This is a genomic window from Dactylosporangium sp. NPDC048998, assembly GCF_043197855.1.
In the GTDB taxonomy this organism is placed as follows: domain Bacteria; phylum Actinomycetota; class Actinomycetes; order Mycobacteriales; family Micromonosporaceae; genus Dactylosporangium.
Genome location: NZ_JBICTV010000018.1, coordinates 111,429 through 134,325, shown reverse-complemented (window position 1 = coordinate 134,325; position 22,897 = coordinate 111,429). Strand labels below are relative to the sequence as shown.

The 22,897-nt window shown below is 71.9% G+C and carries 17 protein-coding genes and 1 pseudogene; 2 read left to right on the top strand and 16 right to left on the bottom strand.

Features of this window, described 5'->3' with window-relative positions:
- Positions 1-13: 13 nt before the first annotated feature.
- The 14 genes and pseudogenes from ACGFI8_RS31690 to mraZ all read right to left on the bottom strand — a co-directional run bounded on the left by ACGFI8_RS31690 (position 14) and on the right by mraZ (position 15,802).
- Positions 14-721, bottom strand: a complete 708-nt coding sequence (locus ACGFI8_RS31690) for a YggS family pyridoxal phosphate-dependent enzyme (RefSeq protein ID WP_392810458.1) — start codon at positions 719-721, stop codon at positions 14-16.
- A gap of 73 nt (positions 722-794) precedes the next feature.
- A complete protein-coding gene (gene ftsZ / locus ACGFI8_RS31685) occupies positions 795-1,907 on the bottom strand; it encodes a cell division protein FtsZ (protein ID WP_392810457.1) in 1,113 nt (370 codons plus the stop codon).
- Positions 1,908-2,167: 260 nt separating this feature from the next.
- Complete coding sequence (locus ACGFI8_RS31680) at positions 2,168-2,272, bottom strand: DUF664 domain-containing protein (protein ID WP_392810456.1); 105 nt, start codon at positions 2,270-2,272, stop codon at positions 2,168-2,170.
- Positions 2,273-2,314: 42 nt separating this feature from the next.
- The gene (locus ACGFI8_RS31675) at positions 2,315-3,073 is read right to left on the bottom strand and encodes a cell division protein FtsQ/DivIB (protein WP_392810455.1); all 759 of its coding nucleotides are present in this window, start codon (positions 3,071-3,073) and stop codon (positions 2,315-2,317) included.
- Between the two features lie 11 nt (positions 3,074-3,084).
- Positions 3,085-4,524 (bottom strand): UDP-N-acetylmuramate--L-alanine ligase, encoded by a 1,440-nt coding sequence (gene murC / locus ACGFI8_RS31670; protein ID WP_392810454.1) that lies wholly within the window; start codon positions 4,522-4,524, stop codon positions 3,085-3,087.
- Complete coding sequence (gene murG, locus ACGFI8_RS31665; protein WP_392810453.1) at positions 4,521-5,630, bottom strand: undecaprenyldiphospho-muramoylpentapeptide beta-N-acetylglucosaminyltransferase; 1,110 nt, start codon at positions 5,628-5,630, stop codon at positions 4,521-4,523. The genes murC and murG overlap by 4 nt, the downstream gene beginning before the upstream one ends.
- Positions 5,630-7,036, bottom strand: a complete 1,407-nt coding sequence (locus ACGFI8_RS31660; RefSeq protein WP_392810452.1) for an FtsW/RodA/SpoVE family cell cycle protein — start codon at positions 7,034-7,036, stop codon at positions 5,630-5,632. The genes murG and ACGFI8_RS31660 overlap by 1 nt, the downstream gene beginning before the upstream one ends.
- A 79-nt stretch (positions 7,037-7,115) precedes the next feature.
- Positions 7,116-8,237 carry a phospho-N-acetylmuramoyl-pentapeptide-transferase gene (gene mraY, locus ACGFI8_RS31655; protein WP_392810451.1) on the bottom strand — a complete coding sequence of 374 codons (1,122 nt, stop codon included), beginning with the start codon at positions 8,235-8,237 and terminating at the stop codon, positions 7,116-7,118.
- A complete protein-coding gene (gene murF, locus ACGFI8_RS31650; RefSeq protein WP_392810450.1) occupies positions 8,234-9,625 on the bottom strand; it encodes a UDP-N-acetylmuramoyl-tripeptide--D-alanyl-D-alanine ligase in 1,392 nt (463 codons plus the stop codon). Before murF ends, mraY begins: the two co-directional genes overlap by 4 nt.
- Entirely contained in the window at positions 9,622-11,115 is a 1,494-nt protein-coding gene (locus ACGFI8_RS31645; RefSeq protein WP_392810449.1) for a UDP-N-acetylmuramoyl-L-alanyl-D-glutamate--2,6-diaminopimelate ligase, read from the bottom strand. Before ACGFI8_RS31645 ends, murF begins: the two co-directional genes overlap by 4 nt.
- Before the next feature lie 45 nt (positions 11,116-11,160).
- The gene (locus ACGFI8_RS31640; RefSeq protein WP_392810448.1) at positions 11,161-12,942 is read right to left on the bottom strand and encodes a peptidoglycan D,D-transpeptidase FtsI family protein; all 1,782 of its coding nucleotides are present in this window, start codon (positions 12,940-12,942) and stop codon (positions 11,161-11,163) included.
- A gap of 699 nt (positions 12,943-13,641) precedes the next feature.
- Positions 13,642-14,190 (bottom strand): hypothetical protein, encoded by a 549-nt coding sequence (locus tag ACGFI8_RS31635; RefSeq protein WP_392810447.1) that lies wholly within the window; start codon positions 14,188-14,190, stop codon positions 13,642-13,644.
- 53 nt (positions 14,191-14,243) lie between these two features.
- Positions 14,244-15,173: pseudogene (gene rsmH, locus ACGFI8_RS31630) on the bottom strand (16S rRNA (cytosine(1402)-N(4))-methyltransferase RsmH); the annotation flags it as partial.
- A 197-nt stretch (positions 15,174-15,370) separates the two neighbouring features.
- Positions 15,371-15,802: a division/cell wall cluster transcriptional repressor MraZ gene (mraZ, locus tag ACGFI8_RS31625; RefSeq protein WP_392810446.1), complete on the bottom strand. Its 432-nt coding sequence runs from the start codon at positions 15,800-15,802 to the stop codon at positions 15,371-15,373.
- A 384-nt stretch (positions 15,803-16,186) separates the two neighbouring features.
- Here mraZ and ACGFI8_RS31620 point away from each other — a divergent pair, with 384 nt between their 5' ends.
- Both ACGFI8_RS31620 and ACGFI8_RS31615 read left to right on the top strand, forming a co-directional pair.
- Positions 16,187-17,431: a MurT ligase domain-containing protein gene (locus ACGFI8_RS31620; protein WP_392810445.1), complete on the top strand. Its 1,245-nt coding sequence runs from the start codon at positions 16,187-16,189 to the stop codon at positions 17,429-17,431.
- Positions 17,421-18,131 carry a type 1 glutamine amidotransferase gene (locus tag ACGFI8_RS31615; RefSeq protein WP_392810444.1) on the top strand — a complete coding sequence of 237 codons (711 nt, stop codon included), beginning with the start codon at positions 17,421-17,423 and terminating at the stop codon, positions 18,129-18,131. The genes ACGFI8_RS31620 and ACGFI8_RS31615 overlap by 11 nt, the downstream gene beginning before the upstream one ends.
- A gap of 62 nt (positions 18,132-18,193) precedes the next feature.
- On the opposite strand, the gene leuS is transcribed toward ACGFI8_RS31615, so the two are convergent.
- Positions 18,194-21,034 carry a leucine--tRNA ligase gene (leuS, locus tag ACGFI8_RS31610; protein ID WP_392810443.1) on the bottom strand — a complete coding sequence of 947 codons (2,841 nt, stop codon included), beginning with the start codon at positions 21,032-21,034 and terminating at the stop codon, positions 18,194-18,196.
- 200 nt (positions 21,035-21,234) lie between these two features.
- Positions 21,235-22,767 carry a protein kinase gene (locus tag ACGFI8_RS31605; RefSeq protein WP_392810442.1) on the bottom strand — a complete coding sequence of 511 codons (1,533 nt, stop codon included), beginning with the start codon at positions 22,765-22,767 and terminating at the stop codon, positions 21,235-21,237.
- Between the last annotated feature and the right edge of the window lie 130 nt (positions 22,768-22,897).

Below are 22,897 nucleotides of genomic sequence, written 5' to 3'. Positions count from 1 at the left end.
TACCGCGGCCAGGCTACCCCAGCGGAGTGCGTTTTCCGAGCAATGCGCTGCCGACACGAACATGTGTCGAGCCGTGCAGAATCGCCGATTCAAGGTCGTTGCTCATGCCCGCGGAAATCCAGTCCGGCACGCCGTCGGGCCCGGAAAGGCGCTGGCGAATCCGGGCGGAGATCGCGGCGAGGCGCGCGAATGCCTCGTCGGGCTCCCAGTCCAGCGGCGCCACCGCCATGACCCCGAGCAGTCGCAGCGCCGGGCTGGCCGCGATCGCCTCGGCCACCTTCTCCACCGCGCCGGTGACCGCGCCGCCACGCCGCTCGTCGTCGTCCAGGCTGACCTGCACCAGCGCGCCGAGCGGGGTCTCCCGCCCGGCCCGCACGGCGGCGTCGGCCAGCGCGTCGGCCAGGCGCAGGCTGTCGACGGAGTGCACGACGTCGGCGTATCCCACCACCGACCGCGCCTTGTTGCGCTGCAGCTGCCCGACGAAGTGCCAGCGCACCCCGGGCACGGCCGCCGCCTTCGGGGCGGCCTCCTGGTCGCGGTTCTCGCCCACGTCGAGCACGCCCAGGCCGGCCAGGCGCGCCACGTCCTCGGCGGGATAGGTCTTCGTGATCGCCACAAGCGTGACCGAGTCCGGCTCACGGCCGGCGGCCCGGCAGGCGGCCGCGATCCGCTCCCGCACCGCCGCGAGATTGGCCGCGATCTCCGACGTGCGCGCGTCCACGGGAAACCCTCCGAATATGCCGATTGGGTAGGCCGCCGGGGGGGGCGGCCTACCCAATTCAAGCAGAGATCACTCAGGCGCCGTTCTTGAGGAAGTCCGGCACGTCGACGTCGTCGAAGAGCACCCGCCGGGGCGGCGGCGGGGCCTGGCGCTCCGGCGCCGGAGGCTCCTTGGGCTGGCTGTGCTGGCCGCCGTGCGCCGTGCGCGGCGCGCGCACCTCGATCGGCCGGTACGCCGGGGCGCCCCCGTCGAACCCTGCCGCGATGACCGTGACGCGCACCTCGTCGCCGAGCGCGTCGTCGATCACCGCGCCGAAGATGATGTTCGCGTCCGGGTGCGCGGCGTCGGTGACCAGCTGCGCCGCGTCGTTGATCTCGAACAGGCCCAGGTCGGACCCGCCGGCGATGGACAGCAGCACGCCGCGCGCGCCGTCCATGCTCTGCTCCAGCAGCGGGCTGGAGATCGCCGACTCGGCGGCCTCGACCGCGCGGTTGTCCCCGCGGGCGCTGCCGATGCCCATGAGCGCGCTCCCGGCGCCGCTCATGACGCTCTTCACGTCGGCGAAGTCGAGGTTGATCAGGCCCGGCGTGGTGATCAGGTCGGTGATGCCCTGAACACCGGAGAGCAGGACCTGGTCGGCCTGGCGGAAGGCGTCCATCATGCTGATGCCGCGGTCCCCGAGCGCCAGGAGCCGGTCGTTGGGGATCACGATGAGCGTGTCGCACTGGTTGCGCAGCTCCTCGATGCCCGCCTCGGCCTGCACCTGCCGGCGCTTGCCCTCGAACGAGAACGGCCGGGTGACCACGCCGATCGTCAGCGCGCCGAGCTTCCGCGCGATGTTGGCCACGACGGGCGCGCCGCCGGTGCCCGTGCCGCCACCCTCGCCGCAGGTGACGAAGACCATGTCGGCGCCCTTGAGCACCTCTTCGATCTCGTCCCGGTGGTCTTCGGCCGCATTCTTGCCGACATCGGGATTGGCGCCCGCACCCAGCCCGCGGGTCAGTTCCCGGCCGACGTCGAGCTTGACGTCAGCGTCGCTCATCAGCAGGGCCTGGGCGTCGGTATTGATCGCGATGAACTCGACGCCCTTCAGGCCAACCTCGATCATGCGATTGACGGCGTTGACCCCGCCGCCGCCGATGCCGACGACCTTGATGACCGCGAGATAGTTGTGCGGATGTGTCATCGGACCACCTTTCCTTTCGAGGTTGGCGAGCGCCGATCCTGTCCGGAGTCGTCGAACTGGAAACCCGGTCCGGCCCCACGGTGGGACCTGTCCCGAGCCCGACCCCGCGACGGGCGGCGTCCGCCAAATGCGAACGCACCGGATGGGGGTCCCGCAAACCCTCACCCTTTACTAGAGGCTTATAGTTATGTCAACTAATGCCTTATCGCAAGGTAAGGGCCTGACTGTCGTGATCCAAGGACCGTGCCCCGGCGTGTCGGCTAATCGCCCACGACGCCTTCGACGATTTCCCTAACGGTGTCGAGGTGCCCGTTGTAACGGGCGGTCTCCTCGATCATGTGCAGAAGTACCCACCGGACCGACACGACGTGGCCGTGCCCGATGCCCCGAGCACGGGGCGTCGGGGCTCACTTCTCCAGCACCACGCCGGGCGCGCTCACGTCGAGGGTGCGGCCCGGCTCGATCTTCGTGAGCCCCAGCACGCGTACCTTCGCCGCGTTCTGCGTCGCGTCGCCCCACAGGACCAGCCGGTTGTCGGTCAGCTCCAGCCGGATCCGGGTCGGCGACTCGGCGACGAGCGCGACCATCTGCGCGCGCACCGCCGGCGGCAGCGCGGCGAGCACGGTCAGCGCGCCCGCCGTGGTGGCGTCGCCGGGCTCCGGCTGGGCGACGCGGATCACCGGCAGCCCGGGCGGCGCCGCGTCGAGCGGCAGGAACGCCACCCCCTCGGCGTCGAGCAGCGTATACCCGCCGACCTGGGGCACCACCGCCACCGCGGTGCGCTCCTGCACCACGATGGCGAGCGTGTTCGGGTAGCGGGCCGCGACGGTCGCCGTGCGCACCGGCTTGAGCTGCCGGACCCGCCGCACCACGGCGCCCAGGTCGAGCCGGACGAGCGGGGTCCCGCCGGGGACGGCCGCCGCCCGGCGTACGGCATCGGGGTCGAGGACGGACACGCCGGAGACCTCGATCCGCTCGACGCCGAGCGCCGGGGTGAGGTAGACGATCGCCGCCGCCCCGCCGAGCAGCGCGGCCACGCCCAGCGCCACCAGCCAGGGCAGCGCCGCGCGGATGCGGTGCTGCCTGGCCCGCTTGGCGAAGCGCCGCACGGACTGCGGGGCGTCGCGAGGGGCCAGGACGAGCCGCCATCCGCGAGTCTGGGTCACGGTATCAGTCCTCAGTCGTCGGCCCGGGAGTGCCGGCCCACGTACCCCTCGGGTTCGGCCTCACCCTTGAGCGCGGCGAGCAGCTCCTCGCCCATGAGCGAGATCGGCGGCGCGCCCATCGTGACGACCACGTCGCCCTCGCGGACCCGGGCGACGACCTCGCCGGGCACGTCCTCCCAGGAGGGCACGAAGACCTTGCGGTGCTCGGGCAGGTCGACGGCGGCGGTGAGCGCAACCCCGCCCTCCCCCGGCTCGCGGACCTCGCCGGGGCCGAAGACCTCCATGATCACGGCCTCGTCGGCGAGCGACAGGCCCGCGGCGATCTCGGCCTGGAAGTCGCGGGTGCGGTACACCCGGTAGGGCTGGAAGACCACGACGAGCCGCCCCTCGCCGGCCACCTCACGCAGCGTGCGCAGCGCCGCCGCGATCGGCACCGGGTGGTACGCGTACTCGTCGTAGACCCGCACCCCCGCCTCGGCGCCCTTGAACTCGAACCGGCGGCGCACGCCCGGGAAGGTCGCGAGCGTCTCGATCGCGGTCTCCGCGGGCACGCCCAGCCGCAGCGCGGTGAGGATCGCGCCGGCCGAGTTGAGCCCGAGGTGGGCGCCCGGCACCGGCAGGAACACCTCGCCGAGCGGCACGCCGTCGTAATGTGCCACGTAGCGCACGCCGTTGGCCGAGGAGCGGACCTCGCTGATGCGCAGGTCGGCGTCGGGCGCGGTGCCGTAGGTGATCACGTCCGCGCCGGCCGCCCGCGCACGCACCGCCATCCGCATCGCCCCGGCATCGTCGGCGCAGGTCACCACGAATCCGCCCGGCTCGACCCGGCCGCAGAACTCGACGAACGCATCCTCGAGGCCCTGCAGGTCGCCGTAGGTGTTGAGGTGGTCGGCGTCGATGTTCGTGACGACCGCGACGTGCGGGTCGTACAGCAGGAACGACCGGTCGCTCTCGTCGGCCTCGGCCACGAAGAGCTCGCCGCTGCCGTGGTGGGCGTTGGAGCCGACCTCGGAGATCTCCCCGCCGATGACGAACGACGGGTCCATCCCCGCGTGCTGGAGGATCAGCGTGATCATGGACGTGGTGGTGGTCTTGCCGTGCGTGCCGGCCACGGCGACGCTGCGCCGGCCGTTCATCGTCGCGGCGAGCGCCTCCGAGCGGTGCATCAGCCGCAGGCCCCGCTCCCGGGCGGTGACCAGCTCGATGTGGTCCTTGGGGATGGCCGTCGAATACACCACGGTGTCCACGCCGTCGAGGTTGGACGGCTCGTGGGTGCGGTAGATCGTGCCGCCGAGCGCTTTGAGGGCGGCCAACTGGGGCCACTCCTTGAGCTCGCTGCCCGACAGCGGGATGCCGCGGGTCAGCAGCAGCCGGGCCAGACCGCTCATGCCGACCCCGCCCACCCCCACAAGGTGAACCTTGCCCAGTTCCTCAGCAGTGAGCTTGCTCATGCCCCTCCGACCACCTTCAGCACGTACCGACGAAGGGCCTCGTCGCCGTCGCGGCGGCCGTAACCGGCGGCCGCGTGGCTCATCGCGGCGAGCCGGGCGCCGTCGCGCACCAGCGGCACCACGGTCTCCGAGATGAACTCGGGCGACAGGTCGCCGTCCTCGACGATCAGGCCGCCCCCGGCCTCGACCACCGGCAACGCATTACGCCGCTGCTCGCCGTTGCCCCACGGCAGCGGTACGTAAACCGCCGGCATGCCGATCGCCGCGGTCTCCGCGCAGGTCATCGCGCCACCCCGGCACAGCGCCAGGTCGCCGGCGGCGTAGCCGAGCTCCATCTCGGAGAGGAACTTGATCCGGACGTACGGCGCGGCGAGGCCGGCCGGCACCTCGAAGTCCTCGTTGCGCGCGCCGATGATGTGCAGCACCTGTACCCCGGCCGACGTGATCGCCTTCGCCGCGCCGGCCACCGCCTGGTTGATCGAGCGGGCGCCGGAGGAGGCGCCGAACACGAACAGCGTCGGCAGGTTGGGGTCGAGCCCGAAGCGGGCCCGGGCCTCGGCGCGCCGGGCGGCCCGGTCCAGCATGGTGATGCTCTGCCGCAGCGGCACGCCGACGACCTCCGCGTGCGCCACCGCCGGCATCTGCTGCCGCTGGTGCGGGAAGCCGAGCACGATGTGCTTGGTGAAGCGCATGCCCATCTTGTTGGCCACGCCGATGGGCACGTTGACCTCGTGGATCACGCTCGGCGTCTTGCGCCGCCAGGCCGCCAGGTAGGCCGGAACCGACACGTAACCGCCGAAGCCGACCACGACGTCGGCGTTGACCTCGTCGAGGATCGCGCGGGTGGCCCGCGCCGCCTTCCACATCCGGTCCGGGGTGCGGACCAGGTTCATGTTGACCGAGCGGGGCAGTTGGTACGCCGGAACGTGACGCAGGTCGTAGCCGCGCTGCGGGATGAGGTCGTTCTCCATCCCGCTGGGCGACCCGATGCAGGTGATGCGGACGCCGGGGTCGTGCCTGCGCAGGCAGTCGGCGAAGGCGAGCAGCGGGTAGATGTGCCCGCCTGTGCCTCCGCCGGCCAGCACCACCGAGCGCAGCGCTGCCATCAGGTGCTCCTTCCGCGGGGCGACCCGGTGAGCGAGTGGCTCGCCGAAGGCCGGCCCGTCGTGCGTGTCGAGGGGTCCACGCCGTCGCCGTCCTCGCGGGCGCGCGGAAGCGGCGGCAACGGCGCCCAGAGTAGTCGTACCCATTTCCGGGGTGGACGGGCGTGCATGGCTCGCGCGCAGTCCGGCTCGGCCCGGGCGGCGGAGGTGAGGATGCCGGCCGCGCCGAGCGCGACCACGAGGGCGCTGCCGCCGTAGGAGATGAACGGTAGCGGCAGGCCGGTGATCGGCATCAGCCCGACGATGCCGCCGATGTTGATGATCGCCTGGCCGACGAACCAGATCGTGATCGACGCGGCGACGAGCCGGCGGAACGGGTCGTCGACCCGCCGGGCGATGCGCAGCCCGGTGTACGTCAGCATGCCGAACAGCAGCAGCACGACCATGCAGCCGACCACGCCGAGCTCCTCGGCGACGATGGCGAAGATGTAGTCGTTGTGCGCGTTGGGCAGCCGGCCCCACTTGAGGTGCCCCTGGCCGAGCCCGACGCCGAACCAGCCGCCGTCGGCGACCGCCCACAGGCCGCGCAGGTACTGGTACCGTCCGTTCTGCGCCTTCGGGTCGATGCTCGGGTCGAAGAAGACCTTGATCCGGTCGAGCCGGTAGTCCTTGTTCGCCGGCAGCAGGATGAGGGCCACCACGCCGGCGGTGAAGAAGCCGCCGAGCCAGCCGAAGACCGGCAGCCTGGCGCCGGCCGCCCAGAGCAGGCCGGTGAAGAGCACGACCATGCAGATCATCGAGCCGAGGTCGTTGTAGCCGACGAGCAGCAGCAGGGCGACCGTGACCGGGAACAGCGGCATCAGCAGTTCGCGCCAGGACAGGATGGTGCGGCCCTTGCGCACCAGCAGGTCGGCGCCCCAGACCACCAGCGCGATCTTGGCCAGCTCGACCGGCTGCAACTGCAGGCTGCCGACGCCCAGCCAGAGGTCGTCGACCCAGATCGGCCCGAGATGGATCGCCGACACGCTGGCGGCGTCCGGCGCACGCCGCGCGGCGAGCCACCCCATCAGGTCCACGAAGGACATGAGCACGAACGACGCGAGCATCAGCGGGATCGCCAGGGCGCGGAAGGTGCGCACCGGCAGCCGCTGGCAGACCCAGAACGCGAGCAGCCCGACCACCGCGGAGAGTGCCTGCGTGGCGATCGACGTGAACGGGCTGCCCGTCTTCGCGTAGTTGCCGACGCTGGTCACCGAGAAGACCATGACCAGGCCGATGAACACGAGCAGCCCGACGCTGGACAGCAGCAGGTAGTACGACGCCAGCGGGCGGTCGAGCAGGCCGCGCAGCGTGCCGACGAAGTTGCCGGCCCACCCGCTGTTCGGAACTTCCTCCCCGTCGCTCCTCATGACGCCCATCATTCCGCCCGCGGCACGCCCGGGCGTGGTACGACGCGCTGTTTCCGGCCCGGCTGTCGCTTTCCGGGCCTTACGATGCTCCGCTCATGACCCTCAGGAAGTCCGCGGCGAAGAGGCCCAGGGCGGCCGCCACGCCGAGGCCGGCGATGATCCAGAACCGGACGACGATGTTGACCTCGCTCCAGCCGGCCAGCTCGAAGTGGTGTTGCAGCGGGACCATCCGGAAGATGCGCTTGCCCGTCGTGCGGTACGAGCCGATCTGCATCACCCAGGTCACCACGATGATGACGAAGAGCAGGCCGAGCAGGGGCAGCAGCAGGATCGTCTTGGTCGCGACGGCCAGGCCGGCGATGAGCGAGCCGAGCGCCATGGAGCCCGTGTCGCCCATGAAGATCCGGGCCGGGGAGGTGTTCCACCACAGGAAGCCGACCAGCGCGCCGACGGCGGCGCCGGCGATCAGCGCCATCTCCAGCGGGTCGCGCACGTCGTAGCAGTAGTCGGCCTTGTACGACGGGTCGGCGCACCAGTGGCGGTACTGCCAGAACGCGATCGCCATGTAGCTGATGATCACCAGGATCGAGGTGCCCGTCGCCAGGCCGTCGAGGCCGTCGGTCAGGTTGACCGCGTTGGACATCGACATGACGACGAAGACGAAGAAGATGACCGCGGCGATCTTGCCGATGTTCAGCCAGTCGACGTCGTGCACCCACGACAGTTTTGGGCTGGCCACCGTCGTGATGACCTGGCGGCCGGTCTCGGTGGCCGGCACGTAGAGCGCGATCGCGCCGAAGATGGCGCCGATGAGCGCCTGGCCGATGAGCTTGCCGCGCTTGTTGAGCCCGTCGCTGTTGCGCTTGGCGACCTTGAGGTAGTCGTCGAGGAAGCCCAGCAGGCCGGTGAAGACGAACAGGCCGAGCAGCACCACGGCGGTGGCGGTCGGGCCGGTCGGGCGCAGCTGCTTGTCGGGCAGCGTGGTGAGCGCGACGTGACCGCCCGTGTAGGCGACCAGCGTGGCGAAGATGAACACCACGCCGCCCATCGTGGGCGTGCCCTTCTTGCCGAGGTGCGTCTTCGGGCCCTCGGTGCGGATGGGCTGGTCGGCCTTCAGCCGGGTGAAGTACTTGATCGCGATCGGCGTGCCGAACAGCGAGATGAGAAATGCCACGAAGGCCGCGACGAAGACGGCCCTCACTTCCGGACGCCTTCCGAACGGAGGGCGTCGGCGACGTCCCAGGTCCGGTACCGCGATCCCTTGACCAGGACCACGTCGCGAGGAAGCAGCTCGGCGCGCAGCAGCGCCACGGCGGCCTCCTGATCGGTCACGAGCACCGAGTCTCCTCCCCAACTCGCCACGGCGGCCGCCCCGTCCAGGATCGGCGCGGCCTGCTCGCTGACGGCCACGAGACGGTCCACGCCGAGCTCCGCGGCGAGGCGCCCGACCTCCTCGTGGCCGGCTCGCTCGTACTCGCCGAGCTCCGCCATGAAGCCGAGCACCGCGATCTTGCGCCGCCCGTCGGCCACCGCGACGAGCACGCGCAGCGCGGCCGCCATGGACGCCGGATTGGCGTTGAACGAGTCGTCGATGACCGTGACACCGTCGGCACGGTCGAAGACATCCATCCTTCGGGTCGACAAACCCTCGAGATCGCCGAGTCCCGCGGCGATCGCGGCCGGCTCGAGGCCGGCGTGCGAGGCGACCGCGGCGGCGAGCAGCGCGTTGCCGACGGAGTGGCGCCCCGCCACGTCGAGGCGCACCGGCACCGCCTCGGCGCCGGGTATGTGCAGGGTGAAACCGAACCGGCCGCGGTCCAGCGCGACGACCTCGGTGGCCCGCACCTCCGCGTCGCTCCCTTCGCCGGTCAGCACGACGCGGGCGCTCGTGCGGGCGGCCATTGCCCGCACCCGCTCGTCGTCGGCGTTGAGCACGGCCACGCCGTCCGGCCCGAGGGCCTCGACCAGCTCGCCCTTGGCCTGCGCGATGCCCTCGACGGAGCCGAACTCGGCGATGTGGGCGACGCCGACGTTGAGCACGACGGCGACGTCCGGAGGGGCGATCTCGCAGAGGTACCGCAGATGCCCGGCCCCCCGCGCGCCCATCTCGAGCACCAGGAAGCGGGTCCGGGCGTCGGCCTTGAGCACCGTGTACGGCGTGCCGAGCTCGTTGTTCTCCGACCCGAACGTGGCCACCGTCGGCCCGTGCACCGCGAGCAGCCGGGCGACGAGGTCCTTCGTGCTGGTCTTGCCCGACGAGCCGGTGAGCGCGATGACGGTCAGCCCGGGCAGCCGGTCGATGACCTCGCGGGCCAGCAGCCCCATCGCGTGCCGCGGGTCCTCGACCACGATCGTGGGCACGCCCGGGACGGGGCGGCTGCCGAGCACCCCGGTGGCGCCGTCGGCCATCGCCTTGGCCGCGAACTCGTGCGCGTCGACCTTGGCACCCGCGAAGGCGACGAAGAGGCCGCCGGGCCCGACCTTGCGCGAGTCGTACTCCACCGGGCCGTCGACGAGCGCGTCCGCGTCGCCGTCGTGCAGCTCGCCGCCGACGATCCGGGCGATCTCCCCCAGAGACATCGAGATCATGCCGCCGCCTCCCGCAGTGCCGCAGCCAGTTCGACCCGGTCGTCGAACGGCAGCACCTCGCCGTTGATCTCCTGGCCGCGCTCGTGGCCCTTGCCCAGCAGCGCGATCACGTCGCCGGGCTTGGCGTGCTCCACCGCGTAGCCGATCGCCGCCCGGCGCCCGTCGACCTCGACCACGCTCGCCGGCCCGCCCGCGGTGCCGGCGAGGACCTCGGCGCGGATCGCGGCCGGGTCCTCGGTGCGCGGATTGTCGTCGGTGACGATCACCAGGTCGGCGCCCTGCGCGGCGGCCCGGCCCATGAGCGGGCGCTTGCCGCGGTCGCGGTCGCCGCCGGCCCCGACCAGGCAGATCACCCGGCCGCCGCGGGAGGCCGCGAGCACCCGCAGCGCCTTGAGCACCTCGACCATGGCGTCGGGCTTGTGCGCGTAGTCCACGACCCCGACCACGTCGCCGGGAGCGTCGACGCGCTCCATGCGCCCGGGCGAGCCGGGCGCGGCGGCCACAGCCTCGGCCGCGACGTCGAGGTCGACGCCGACCGCGACCAGGGAAGCGATGGCCAGCAGGGCGTTGGCGACGTTGTGCCGCCCGGGCAGCTGTACGCCGGAGCGGACGGTCCGGCCGCGCCAGTGCACGTCGAACGCCTGCCCGTAGCCGGCGACGGTCACGTTCGACACGCCGAAGTCGGCGGGGGCGTCCGAGGATTCACCGGTTACGGAATAGGTCCACGAGCCCGGCTTGCGCAGTCGCATTACCGACACGTCGTCGAGATTGAGGATCTCGATCGCGGCGCGGCCGTCGAACAGGCGGGCCTTGGCCGCGAAGTACGCCTCTACCGACGGGTGAAAGTCCAGGTGGTCCATGCCGAAGTTGGTGTAGCCGGCCGCGGCGAAGCGCACCCCGCCCACCCGGCCGACCTCCAGCGCGTGGCTGGACACCTCCATCGCCACCGACTGCACCCCGCGCTCGAGCGCCGCGGCGAACAGGGCGTGCAGGTCGGTCGCCTCGGGCGTGGTGCGGATGCTCTGCACGGTCAGGTCGCCCAGCCGGGTCTCGACGGTGCCGATCAGCCCGGTGACCTGGCCGGCGGCGCGCAGGCCGGCCTCGATGAGGTACGTCGTGGAGGTCTTGCCGGCGGTGCCGGTGATCCCGATCGTGGTCAGCCTGCGGGTGGGCTCGCCGTACACCTTGGAGGCGACGTCGCCGAGCACGTCCCGCGGCCGCTCCACCACGATGAACGGCACGCCGGCGTCCACGCGCACCCCGGCGTCGAACCCGGCACTGTCGGTGAGCACGGCGACCGCGCCGCGCCGCAGCGCCTCGGGGATGAAATCGGCCCCGTGCACCCGGGATCCGGGCAGCGCCGCATAGAGATCACCCGGAAGCACCGATGAACTACTGTGCGTCACCCCGGTGACGGCAACGTCTCCAGCGCCGCCCAGCTCAGCGATGAGCACGGGTCGGACATTCCGCGGACGGGGATAGCCGGGCACGGGGTCAGACCCTACCCGCACGGCCACGGGGCCCCGGAGCCGGTGTCACGGGTAGATCGTGAGCTTCGGCGGTTCGGTGCCGGTCGGCAGGACACCGAAACTGGACAGCGTCAGCGCCATCATCTCCTTGAACGCCGGCGCCGCCACCGAGCCGCCCGCCCCGCCGGGCACGTGCGCGATCACGGCGACCACGTAGCGGGGCGCCTCGGCCGGCGCCATGCCGATGAACGACACCACGTCGCCGTCAGCGTACCCGCCGTTCTGCGGCAGCTTCGACGTTCCGGTCTTTCCCGCGATCCGGTACCCCGGGATCGCCGCCTGGTGCCCGGTGGCGTCGTCCAGCGTGGTCACGCCCTCGAGCATGGTCCGCAGCTCCTGGGCCACCTGCGGGTCGAGCACCCGCCGGGTCTGCTGGGCCGGCGGCTTCGACACGGTGCCGTCCGGCGCGATGATCTTGCGGACCAGCGTCGGCTGCACCCACAGGCCGTCGTTGGCGATGGCGCCGTACACCGCCGCCATCTGCATCGCCGTGGTCGCCACGCCGTTGCCGATCGGGATCGAGCCCGGGCTGGAGCCGGTCCACTTGTCCGGCGGCAGCAGCTGCCCGGGCGACTCGTTGGGCAGCCCGACGCCGGTGCGCTCGCCCAGGCCGAACTTCTTCTGGTACTCGTACAGCTTGTCCTTGCCCAGCCGGTCGGCGACCGCGATGGTGCCGACGTTGGACGACAGCGCCAGGATGCCCGGGATGGTCATCTGGGTGCCGTCCTTCTGCGGCGGGTGGTCGGTGTAGGTGGTGTCGCCCTTCTTCACCTTCGAGTTCACCGTGATCGTGCTGCTCGGGGTGATGATGCCCTCCTGCAGCGCGGCACCCATGACGATCGCCTTGTGGATCGAGCCGGGGTCGAACACGGTCGCCGTGCACTGGTCCTTCCACTGCTCCTGGGGCGTGCGGCCGAGGTCGGCGGGGGCGAACGAGGGGTAGCTCGCCATCGCCATGACCTCCATCGTGTGCGCGTCGAGCACGATGGCGCTGGCGAAGTAGGCGTTGAGCGCCCCCATCCGCTCGCCGAGGGTGCTCTGCACGGAGTACTGCAGGTCGGCGTTGATGGTCAGCTCGACGGAGCTGCCCGGGCGGGCCGGCTTGAGCTCCTCGTAGCCGTCCGGCAGCGGCTTGTCGAGGTCGCCCTCGCCGTGCTCGTAGACGTGCAGCCCGTCGACGCCGCGCAGCACCGAGTCGTACTGCTTCTCGATGCCGAGCTGCCCGGACAGATCCGTGCGGGAGGTGAACCCGATGATGTTGGACGCCAGGTCGTAGCCGGGGATCTCGCGGCGCTCGTCGCGGGCCACCTTGAGCGCGCCGACGCGCAGCGCCGCGATGCGCTGGCCGTCGGCCACGTCGATCTGGTGCGCGAGATACTCGAAGCGCACGTCGGTCTTGCCGTTGGCGGTCTTGTGCGGCGTCAGCTTGCGGACCAGGTCGGAGCGCGGCACGCCGTACTTGTCCAGGATCGCGAACAGCTTGTCGGCCAGGGCCTCGGGGTCCTTCACGGCCATCGGGTCCGCGGCGACGTACCGGGTCTCGACCGAGTGCACGAGGATCTTGCCGTTGCGGTCGAGGATAGCGCCGCGGGAGGCGGGCAGCACGGCCCGCACCAGGCGGTCCTTGAGCCCCTCGGCGGCATACGCGCTGGCGTCGGTGAGCTGCAGCTGCACCAGCCGGACCCCGATGGCGGCGAACATGACCAGCGCCAGGACCGTGGCCAGCCGCAGCCGGCGGCGGGGCTCGGCGAGCTTGGGCGTGCGCGGGCGGTGCGCGAGCCGCGGCACCCTGACCCGGCTCTGCCGCCGCGGCTTGCGGACGGGCGTCGCGGCTCTCGCGCCCGCGCCTCGCACCCCCGCGCCGCGCGCGCCACCCTTCGGCGGAAGCCCGGCCCGGCTCCTGCCGCCTGTCCGGATCGGAACCGTTCGTTCGGCACCACCCGCGCGGCCGCCGGTGCCACGGACCGTAGCGCTCCGTTGCGTATCGCTACCACGATCGACACCGGCTGGGGCGTCGTCCGCGCGGAGTGGAGCGGTCCGTTGCGTACCGTTGCCGCGAGCGCCGCCGGAGCGCTTGGGATCGGTGCGGCGCGGCTGCTCGCTACGGCCGCCCTGGATCACCTCCAGGGCCGGGCGGAACGGGTCCTTGCGCCCGCCCGCCTCGACCGAGGCGTCGCGGACCGAGCGCCCGCGCGGGGTGTACCGCCTGGCCTCGGACATGGTGCCGCGCAGCACCGGCTCCGCGGTACCGTTGCCGCGCTCTTCGGCTTTTCCGCCCCCCGTGCGGGAACGGGCGGAGGCACCGGCACCCCCCGCGCCGGCGCGACCGCCCGTCCGCTGCCGGCCGGCGTCACCCCCGCGACCGGCGGCATCCCTGCGCTCGGCGCCCCCGCGCCGCTCGGCTCCGCCCCGCCGATCAGAAGTGTCGCCAGCCATCGTCCCGACTTCCGTTCGTCCGTCCACTATGGACTTGGGTGGTTCCCTGCGTTACTTCCTCGGGCCGGGCATCTCCAGCCTGGTGCCGTCGGGCAGCACCAGGAAGGCCGGCGTGCTCGACGGCACGAGGCCCAGCTGCTTCGCCCGCGACGCGAGCGTCACCGGCGACTCCTTGTTGGCCAGGTCGCTGCGCAGCCGCTCCTCGTCGTGGTCGAGGTTGTTCTGCTTGGTCTTCAACGCGTCGAGCTTGAAGGCGTTCTCGGCGATCCGCGTGTTGAGCACGAGGATGCCGACGACGCCGGCGAGCACCAGCACGAGTACGAGTGCCACGAAGGGCGCCCGCGGCGCACTGACCGGTGCCGGCGGTGCCACCCGCAGCCGCGGGGACGTCTGCTTCGTCTCGGGCGCGTGCCGTTGCGGTACGGCGCCCGGCCTCGTGGTCTCGTGCTCCGGCTGCAGTGCCGTCGCACCGTCGATCGGGTTGTCCCGTCGCTGCTGCTCGATCTCCTCAGCGGCGCGCGCCGTGGTCCGGCCCCCCGACCGCGGTGCACCCTGCTGAGCCCTGCCCTGCCGGTTGACCGGCAGTGTCGTCACGTTCATCACACCTCCCCCAATGTGTTTGTCCGGTCTCCTGTTGGATTCGGACGTTTCTTGCGTTCCACCGCGCGGAGTCGCACGGACGCCGCGCGCGGGTTGGCCGCTGTTTCGGCCGCGCCGGAGAGCTCGGCCCCCCGGGTGAGCGCCCGCAGCTCCGGTTCGCTGCCGGGCGGCTCGAACGGCAGCTCGACCGGCGCGGTCGAGCGGGTCCGCTCCGCGATCGCCTGCTTGACCAGGCGATCCTCGAGCGATTGGTACGACAGCACGACCAGCCGGCCCCCGGGCCGCAGCGCGTCGAGCGCCGCGGGGATCGCCCGCTCGAGGACCGCGAGCTCGCGGTTGACCTCGATGCGCAGCGCCTGGAAGGTCCGCTTGGCCGGGTGCCCGCCGGTGCGCCGGGCCGGTGCCGGGATCGCCTCGCGGACCAGTTCGGCAAGGCGGGCCGAACTGTTCAGCGGCGACTTCTCCCGCTCCCGGACGATCGACGCGGCGATGCGGGAGGCGAACTTCTCCTCCCCGTACACGCGCAGGATCCGGGCGAGCTCGCCGTGGCTGTAGGTGTTGAGCACCTCGGCCGCGGTCATGCCGCGCGTCTGGTCCATGCGCATGTCCAGCGGTGCGTCCTGGGCGTAGGCGAACCCGCGCTCCACGTCGTCGAGCTGCATCGACGACACGCCCAGGTCGAACAGTCCGGCGTCGATCCGCTCGCCGGCGAGCACCTCGGGCAGCTCGTCGTAGACGGCGTGCACGAGGCGGATCCGGTCGGCGAACGGCGCCAGCCGCCGGCCCGCCAGGTCCAGGGCCTGCGGGTCGCGGTCCAGGCCCAGCAGCCGGGCCTGCGGGTGGGCGCGCAGCACCGCCTCGGCGTGCCCGCCGAGGCCGAGCGTGGCGTCCACGTACAGCGCTCCGGGGCGGGCCAAGGCGGGGGCGAGCAGCTCGAGGCAGCGCTCGAGCAGCACGGGCACGTGAACGTCCCGCTCCCCCATCGTCGACCCCCTGCCGGCGGCGGGTTCGCGGCCCGCCGTGGTGCTGAACCTGCCCAGTGCGCAAGCGCCGTACCGCCAGCTCCCCATCCGCTCCTCCGCCCTGGCGCCGGGGAAGTGACGTCAGGACTTCGAGAAACTCTGAGCGGCTGGAGAGCTGCCGGTACGGCGGCCTCAAAGTCGGTTACTGCAGTTGGACCTCACAGCCCTCCCGGCAGCACTCCCTCCTCGATGCCCGCGAAGTCCTCCTCGCTCTCGGCGAGGTAGCTGTCCCAGGCCTGGCGATCCCAGATCTCCACCCGGGTGCTCGCCCCGATCACGACGAGTTCGCGGTCCAGCCCGGCATACTCGCGAAGATGCTGCGGGATGGTGACCCGGCCCTGCCGGTCAGGAACCTCGTCGTGTGCGCTGGCGAAGAACACCCGGCTGTAGGCGCGGGCCGCCTTGTTCGTCATCGGCGTGGCGCGAAGCTGTTCGGCGATCCGGGCGAATTCGGCGCCGGGAAACACGTAGAGACAGCGCTCCTGTCCCTTGGTGATCACGACACCTCCCGCCAGTTCGTCCCGAAACTTGGCCGGCAGGATCAACCGGCCCTTTTCGTCCAGGCGAGGAGTGTGGGTGCCCAAAAACATGCGGCATCCACCCCTTCCCACCGCGAACGGTTCCCCCCGGGGCCGGCCGAGCCCCCCGGCTCCGCCATCGCGCTCCACTGTACTCCACTTCCCTCCACCGTCAACGGAAAACCGCCCGATCCGGCGCGGGCGCTGGTGAAGAATTCCCACGTCAGAAGGGGTGAGGACGGGTGGAGGACCCCGGGCGTGCCCGATCGGTGGAGGGTGTTCCCGAGGGCCCGAAATTCGGGCGAAAGGCTCAGCGAGGCAGTCTTCTCCGCGCGGGGCGGCGTTTCCGGGGCCGCGGTGGAGGGAAGTGGGGGGTCACGGAGAGCCCGTAGTCCCGTTGGGAGCGTCGCGCCGTCCGGGTAGGGTCAGCGCATCGCCGAACACCGTGGAAGCGAGATGACGGACAACAAGCTGCCGATGCGGGCGAAGCTCGCCACCTCACTGTCGCGCGGTGCCGCCGCGCTGTCACGCGCCACCGGCCGTGGCGACGGCTCGGTCATCGGCGGCCGGATCGGCCTGATGATCGACCCGAACCTGCTCGCGGAGCTCGCCGCGGGCCGGCAGATCGCCCTGGTATCCGGCACCAACGGCAAGACGACCACCACCCGGCTGACCGCGGCGGCGATGGGCGTGCTCGGCCCGGTCGCCACCAACAGCCTCGGCGCCAACATGCCGACCGGGCACACCTCGGCCCTGGCGAAGGCCGGCACCACGCCGTATGCGGTGCTCGAGGTCGACGAGCACTACCTCAAGCAGGTGCTCGACCAGACCCGGCCGAAGGTCGTCGCGCTGCTCAACCTGAGCCGCGACCAGCTCGACCGGGCCAAGGAGGTCGCCATGATGGCGGCCATGTGGCGCGACGCGCTGCCCGGCCGCGGCCTGCACCTCGTCGCCAACGCCGACGACCCGATGGTGGTCTGGGCGGCGGGCAAGGCGATCGCCGACGGCACCGGGGTCACCTGGGTCGCCGCCGGCCAGCGCTTCCACGACGACTCCTGGGTGTGCCCGGAGTGCGGCGGCTCGATCGAGCGCAACGGCGAGCGGTGGGCGTGCGCGGAGGGCGACCTGAGCCGCCCGGTGCCGCACTGGACGATCAGCGGCGACGGCGTGGTCGACGACACCGGCACGTACCACCACATCGTCCTGCAGCTGCCCGGCCGGGTGAACCGCGCGAACGCGGCGACCGCGCTCGCCGTGGCGGCGCAGTTCGGCGTACCGCCGGCGAAGGCGGTGCCGGAGCTGGCGAAGGTCGCCTCGGTCGCCGGCCGCTATGCGGTCGTGGCCCGCGACGGGCGCAGCATCCGGCTGCTGCTGGCCAAGAACCCGGCCGGCTGGCTGGAGTCCTTCGACATGGCCGAGGACGTGCCGACGCTGCTGTCCATCAACGCCCGGGACCCCGACGGCCTCGACACGTCGTGGCTCTACGACGTCGACTTCTCCCCGCTGCGCGGCCGCCGCGTGCTGATCACCGGCGACCGGGCCATGGACCTGGCCGTGCGCCTCGAGGTCAACGAGGTGCGCTTCGAGCACGTGCGCTCGTTCGGCCAGGCCCTTTCCCTGGTACCGCCGGGCCGGCTCGAGGTCATCGCCAACTACACCGCATTCCAGGACATCCGAGCGGAGCTGGACCGTGTCAACTGAGTCCCATCTGCGCCTGATCTGGCTGTACCCGGACCTGCTCTCCACATATGGCGACCGCGGCAACCTGCTCATCCTGGCCCGCCGCGCCGACCTGCGCGGCCTGCCGGTCGAGTGCGCCGAGGTGCGCGCCGACCAGCCGGTCCCGACCGACGGCGACGTGTACCTGCTCGGCGGCGGTGAGGACGGCCCGCAGGCCCTGGCGGCGCAGCGCCTGGCCAACGACGGCGGCCTGCACCGGGCGGTCGAGCGCGGCGCGACGGTCTTCGCCGTGTGCGCGGGCTACCAGCTGCTCGGCCACTCGTTCTTCGCGAAGGGCGCGAAGTACCCGGGCCTGGGCCTGCTCGACATCGACTCGGACCGCGGCGAGACCCGGGCGGTCGGCGAGCTGGCCGGCGAGATGCACCCGGCGCTGGGCCTGCCGATGCTGACGGGCTTCGAGAACCACGGCGGCCGCACCCACCTCGGCCAGGGCGTGAAGCCCCTGGCGCGGGTGACGACGGGCATCGGCAACGACGGCCAGTCGGAGGGCGCCTGGAACGGCCGGATCCTGGGCACGTATTCGCACGGCCCGGCGCTGGCCCGCAACCCCGCGATCGCCGACCTGCTGCTGCGCTGGTCGACCGGCCAGACGATGGAGCCGATCGACGACCGCTGGCCCACGGCGCTGCGCAACGAGCGCCTGTCCGCGGTCTCGAAGTAGCCCCCGAGCCCGAAGAAAAGGCCGGTCCGAAGCGATACGGACCGGCCTTCTCGCCAGGCGTGTCAGACCACGACCGAGACCATGCGGCCCGCGACCACGATGACCTTCTTCGGGGTCTTGCCGGCCAACTGCTCCGCGACCGCGTCCAGCGCCGCCGCGCGGACCGCGTCCTCGTCCGCGTCGGCGGCGATCTCGATCTTGCCGCGGACCTTGCCGTTGACCTGGACCGGGTACGTCACGGACTCGGCGACCAGGTAGGCGGGGTCGGCGACCGGGAAGCCGGCGTAGGCGATCGAGGACTCGTTGCCCAGCCGCTGCCACAGCTCCTCACCCAGGTGCGGCGCGAACGGCGCGATCATGCGGACCAGCGGGTCGGCCACCTCGCGCGGCGTGCCGGCCGCGGAGACCTGCGTGACCCGGTTGGTCAGCTCGATCATCTTGGCGATGGCGGTGTTGAAGCGCATCTCCTCGATGTCGACCCGCACGCCGTCGACGACGCGGTGCAGCAGGCGGCGGGTCTCGTCGTCCAGCGCGTCGTCGGTCACCCGCAGCGCGTCGGTCTGCTCGTCGACGATCAGCCGCCAGACCCGCTGTAGGAACCGCTGCGCGCCGACGACCGCGCGGGTCTCCCACGGGCGGGAGACGTCCAGCGGGCCCATCGACATCTCGTAGACGCGGAAGGTGTCCGCACCGTACCGCTCGCACATCTCGTCGGGCGTCACAACGTTCTTCAGCGACTTGCCCATCTTGCCGTACTCGCGCTGGACGGGGGCGTTGCCGAAGTAGTACTTGCCGGCCTCGCGCTCCTCCACCTTCTCGGCCTCGACGTACACGCCGCGGGCGTCCTTGTACGCGTACGCCTGGATGTAGCCCTGGTTGAACAGCTTGCGGAACGGCTCCTCCGACGAGACGAAGCCGCGGTCGAACAGCACCTTGTGCCAGAAGCGCGCGTACAGCAGGTGCAGCACCGCGTGCTCGACGCCGCCCACGTACAGGTCCACGCCGCCGACGTCGCCGGGGCGCTGCGGGCCCATCCAGTAGCGCTCGTTGGCCGGGTCGACCAGCTTCGAGCCGTTGGACGGGTCCAGGTAGCGCAGCTCGTACCACGACGAGCCGGCCCACTGCGGCATCACGTTCGTCTCGCGGGTGTACGTCTTCGGCCCGTCGCCCAGGTCCAGCGTGACCTCGACCCACTCCTTGGCGCGCGACAGCGGCGTCTCCGGCATGCTGTCGGCGTCGTCGACGTCGAACGTGCGCGGCGAGAAGTCGTCCACCTCGGGCAGCACGACCGGCAGCATCGACTCGGGCAGCGCGATCGGCAGGCCGGTCTGGTCGTAGACGATCGGGAACGGCTCGCCCCAGTACCGCTGCCGGCTGAACAGCCAGTCCCGCAGCCGGTAGGTGATGGCCCCGACGCCGTGACCGTTCGCCTCCAGCCACTCGATGATCTTCGCCTTGGCCTCGGCGACGCCCAGCCCGTCCAAGAAGCCCGAGTTGATCGCCGGCCCGTCGCCCAGGTAGGCCTTGCCGTCGAAGCCCGCGCTCGGCTGCACCGTGCGGATGATCGGCAGGTGGTAGACCTCGGCGAACTCCCAGTCGCGCTCGTCCTGGCCGGGCACCGCCATGATCGCGCCGGTGCCGTAGCCGGCCAGCACGTAGTCGGCGATGAAGACCGGGATCTTGCGGCCGTCGACCGGGTTGGTCGCATACGCACCGGTGAAGACGCCGGTCTTCTCCTTGGCGTCGGCCTGCCGCTCGACGTCGGTCTTGCTCGCGGCGAAGGCGCGGTAGGCCGCGACCGCCTCGGCGGGGGTGGCGTGCCCGCCCGTCCACTTCTCCGCGTCGGTACCGGCGGGCCAGGCCGCCGGCACGATCTCGTCGACCAGCTCGTGCTCCGGGGCCAGCACCATGTAGGTCGCGCCGAACACGGTGTCGGGGCGGGTGGTGAAGACCCGGATCGGCGTGCCGGACTCGGTCGGGAAGTCGATGTGCGCGCCGCGGGACCGCCCGATCCAGTTGCGCTGCATCGACTTGACCTTCTCCGGCCAGTCCAGCCGGTCCAGGTCGTCCAGCAGCCGGTCGCCGTACGCGGTGATCCGCATCATCCACTGGCGCAGGTTGCGCTTGAAGACCGGGAAGTTGCCCCGCTCGCTTCGCCCGTCCGGGGTGACCTCCTCGTTGGCCAGCACCGTGCCCAGGCCCGGGCACCAGTTCACCGGCGCCTCGGAGATATACGCCAGCCGGTGGTCGTCGACCAGCCGGCGGCGCTCGACCGCGGACAGCTCCTCCCACGCGCGGCCGTCCGGCGTCGGGCGCTCGCCGCTGTTGAACTCCTCGATCAGCTCCTCGATCGGGCGCGCCTGCTGCTGCCCGGCGTCGAACCAGGAGTTGAAGATCTGCAGGAAGATCCACTGGGTCCAGTGGTAGAAGTCGGTGTCCGTCGTGGCGACGCTGCGCCGGTCGTCGTAGGCCAGGCCCAGGCGGCGCAGCTGCGTGCGGTACCGCTCGACGTTGGCCTCGGTCGTGGTGCGCGGGTGGGTGCCGGTCTGCACCGCGTACTGCTCCGCTGGCAGGCCGAACGCGTCGAAGCCCATCGGGTGCAGCACGTTGTACCCGGCCATGCGGAAGTACCGGGTGTAGCAGTCCGTGCCGATGTACCCCAGCGGGTGCCCGACGTGCAGGCCGGCGCCCGACGGGTAGGGGAACATGTCCATCACGTACAGCTTGGGCGCGCCCGCGCGGGGGTGGCCGGGGTCGCTGAGCGGGCCGGTCGGGTTGGGCGCGTGGAAGGTGCCGTTCTCGGACCAGTAGTCCTGCCAGCACGCCTCGATCTCCGCCGCCATCGCCGCGGTGTACCGGTACGGCGGGATGTCGACCGCCCCGTCGGTCACTGCCTCGCTCATGACTGTCCCCACCTCAGGTCTCGGGTTTCCTAGAATTGTCCGGGCATGAAAAAACCCCTCGCGCAGGAGGGGTCGCCGTGCCGTCGCAGCTGGTGCGTCAGCACGGCTCGCTAAGAAGCCGGACTACCCGGGTCATATGCGCAGTGTACCGCAGGCAGCGAGGCGTTTTCCCGCCCGTCTATCCCGCCGGTCACACAGCGCTACGCCACCATGACGATCGGCGCCCCTCCCGAGCAGGCCACCACGTAGCGCAGCCGCTGCCCGCTCCGGTTGAACTCGACGCGCGCCTTGGTGTGCCGCCCGAGGTCGGCCGAGACGAGCGCGGTGCCTTCGGCCGGCACGACCTGCTGCACGCTGACCTTGCCCCCGCTCCCGCCGCACGCCGCGACGATCAACCCGCCCTCGGTCGGCAGGTTCGCGCCCGGCGCCGGGTTGCCCTGGTGGTTCTGGTCGCCCTGGTCGTTCCGGCCGGCCTGGTCGTCCGGCCGGCCGCCGCCCTGCCCTCCCGCGCCCGGCGTCGCGGTCGTCGCGACGCCGGTGGGCGACACGGCCGGTGACGGCCCGGTCTCGTCGCCGGAGGCCGGTGCGGGGCCCGCCGCCTGCGGTTCGGTGGGCGCGCCACCGGCCTCCAGCCGCGGTTCGTCGCCCGAGCGGCTCAGCGTGAACGCCACCAGCAATGCCGCGACCGCGACCAGCGCGCCGACGCCGACCAGCACCCGCCGGCGCTCCCTCCGGGGCCCGTCCGGCTCGGCGCCCGGGTCGGGGCCGACCGGCTCGGCGTCGCCGGCGGACGTCCCCATCGGCGCGGACACCGGCGGGAGCGACGCCCCGGATGACGGCGCCAGCAGCTCGGTCGAGTGGTCGAGCGGGACGGGGGTGCCGGGCGCCGGCTCCTGCAGTACCACCGAGAAACGCGGAACGATGCCCGCGGCCTGGGCCAGGCGGGCGGCGACCACGACGGCGGCCGGGCGGTCCGCCGGGTCCTTGGCGAGGCAGCTCATGCACAGCTCGCGCACCTCGGGCGCCACCCCGGGCAGGTCGGGCAGCGGCTCGGGCGGGACCGACAGGTGGGCCGACACCATCTGCGTGTTGGACTCCGCGTCCCAGGGCAGCCGGCCGGTGAGGCAGCGGTAGAGCAGGAGCCCGAACGCATAGACGTCGCTGGCGGGCATGACCTCGTCCGAGACCAGGCGCTCGGGCGCCAGGTAGGCGGCGGTGCCGAAGACCCGCACCGAGTCGCTCGGCGGGTCGGGAATCCCGACGAACCCGACGATCCCGAAATCGAGGACCTTCGCCGCGTCCGGAGTGAGTACGACATTGGCGGGCTTCACGTCGCGGTGTACGAGATCCTCGGCGTGCGCGGCGGCCAGGCCGGCGGCGACCTCGGCGCAGATGCGCACCGCGGCGGAGGGCGGCAGCGGGCCGCCGCGGAGGCGCTCGGCGAGCGTCGGGCCACGCAGCAGCTCCATGACGACGAACGGGATGTCGTCCGCCGTCTCGCCGTAGTCGTAGACGTTGGTGATGTTCGGATGCGAAAGACGCGCGGCCGCGCGAGCCTCCAGCCGGATGCGCCGCCGCCAGTCCGCGTCGGCGGCGAGCCGGGAGGCGAGCACCTTGACCGCGACCTCGCGGCCCAGCACCCGGTCGTGCGCGCGCCACACCACCGACATGCCGCCCTCGCCCAGCCGTTCGGCGAGCAGGTATCGGCCGTTGAGCAATTGCCCGGCTTCCACGCGCCCAGTCTGCCCCAATCGACGCCGGCCGACATCCCCCATGGACCGTTTAGCAGTGATTTGGTCGGGTACGACCTGGCGTTCGTAAAAGTCGCCACGACAAGCCGGGCGGGATGTCCGCAATGACGGA

Bases quoted from the DNA above. Each gene is read 5' to 3' on its own strand.
- ftsZ (WP_392810457.1), bottom strand. From the start codon at position 1,907: ATGACACATCCGCACAACTATCTCGCGGTCATCAAGGTCGTCGGCATC.
- murC (WP_392810454.1), bottom strand. From the start codon at position 4,524: ATGAGCAAGCTCACTGCTGAGGAACTGGGCAAGGTTCACCTTGTGGGG.
- murG (WP_392810453.1), bottom strand. From the start codon at position 5,630: ATGGCAGCGCTGCGCTCGGTGGTGCTGGCCGGCGGAGGCACAGGCGGG.
- ACGFI8_RS31660 (WP_392810452.1), bottom strand. From the start codon at position 7,036: ATGAGGAGCGACGGGGAGGAAGTTCCGAACAGCGGGTGGGCCGGCAAC.
- murF (WP_392810450.1), bottom strand. From the start codon at position 9,625: ATGATCTCGATGTCTCTGGGGGAGATCGCCCGGATCGTCGGCGGCGAG.
- ACGFI8_RS31635 (WP_392810447.1), bottom strand. From the start codon at position 14,190: ATGAACGTGACGACACTGCCGGTCAACCGGCAGGGCAGGGCTCAGCAG.
- mraZ (WP_392810446.1), bottom strand. From the start codon at position 15,802: ATGTTTTTGGGCACCCACACTCCTCGCCTGGACGAAAAGGGCCGGTTG.
- ACGFI8_RS31620 (WP_392810445.1), top strand. From the start codon at position 16,187: ATGACGGACAACAAGCTGCCGATGCGGGCGAAGCTCGCCACCTCACTG.
- leuS (WP_392810443.1), bottom strand. From the start codon at position 21,034: ATGAGCGAGGCAGTGACCGACGGGGCGGTCGACATCCCGCCGTACCGG.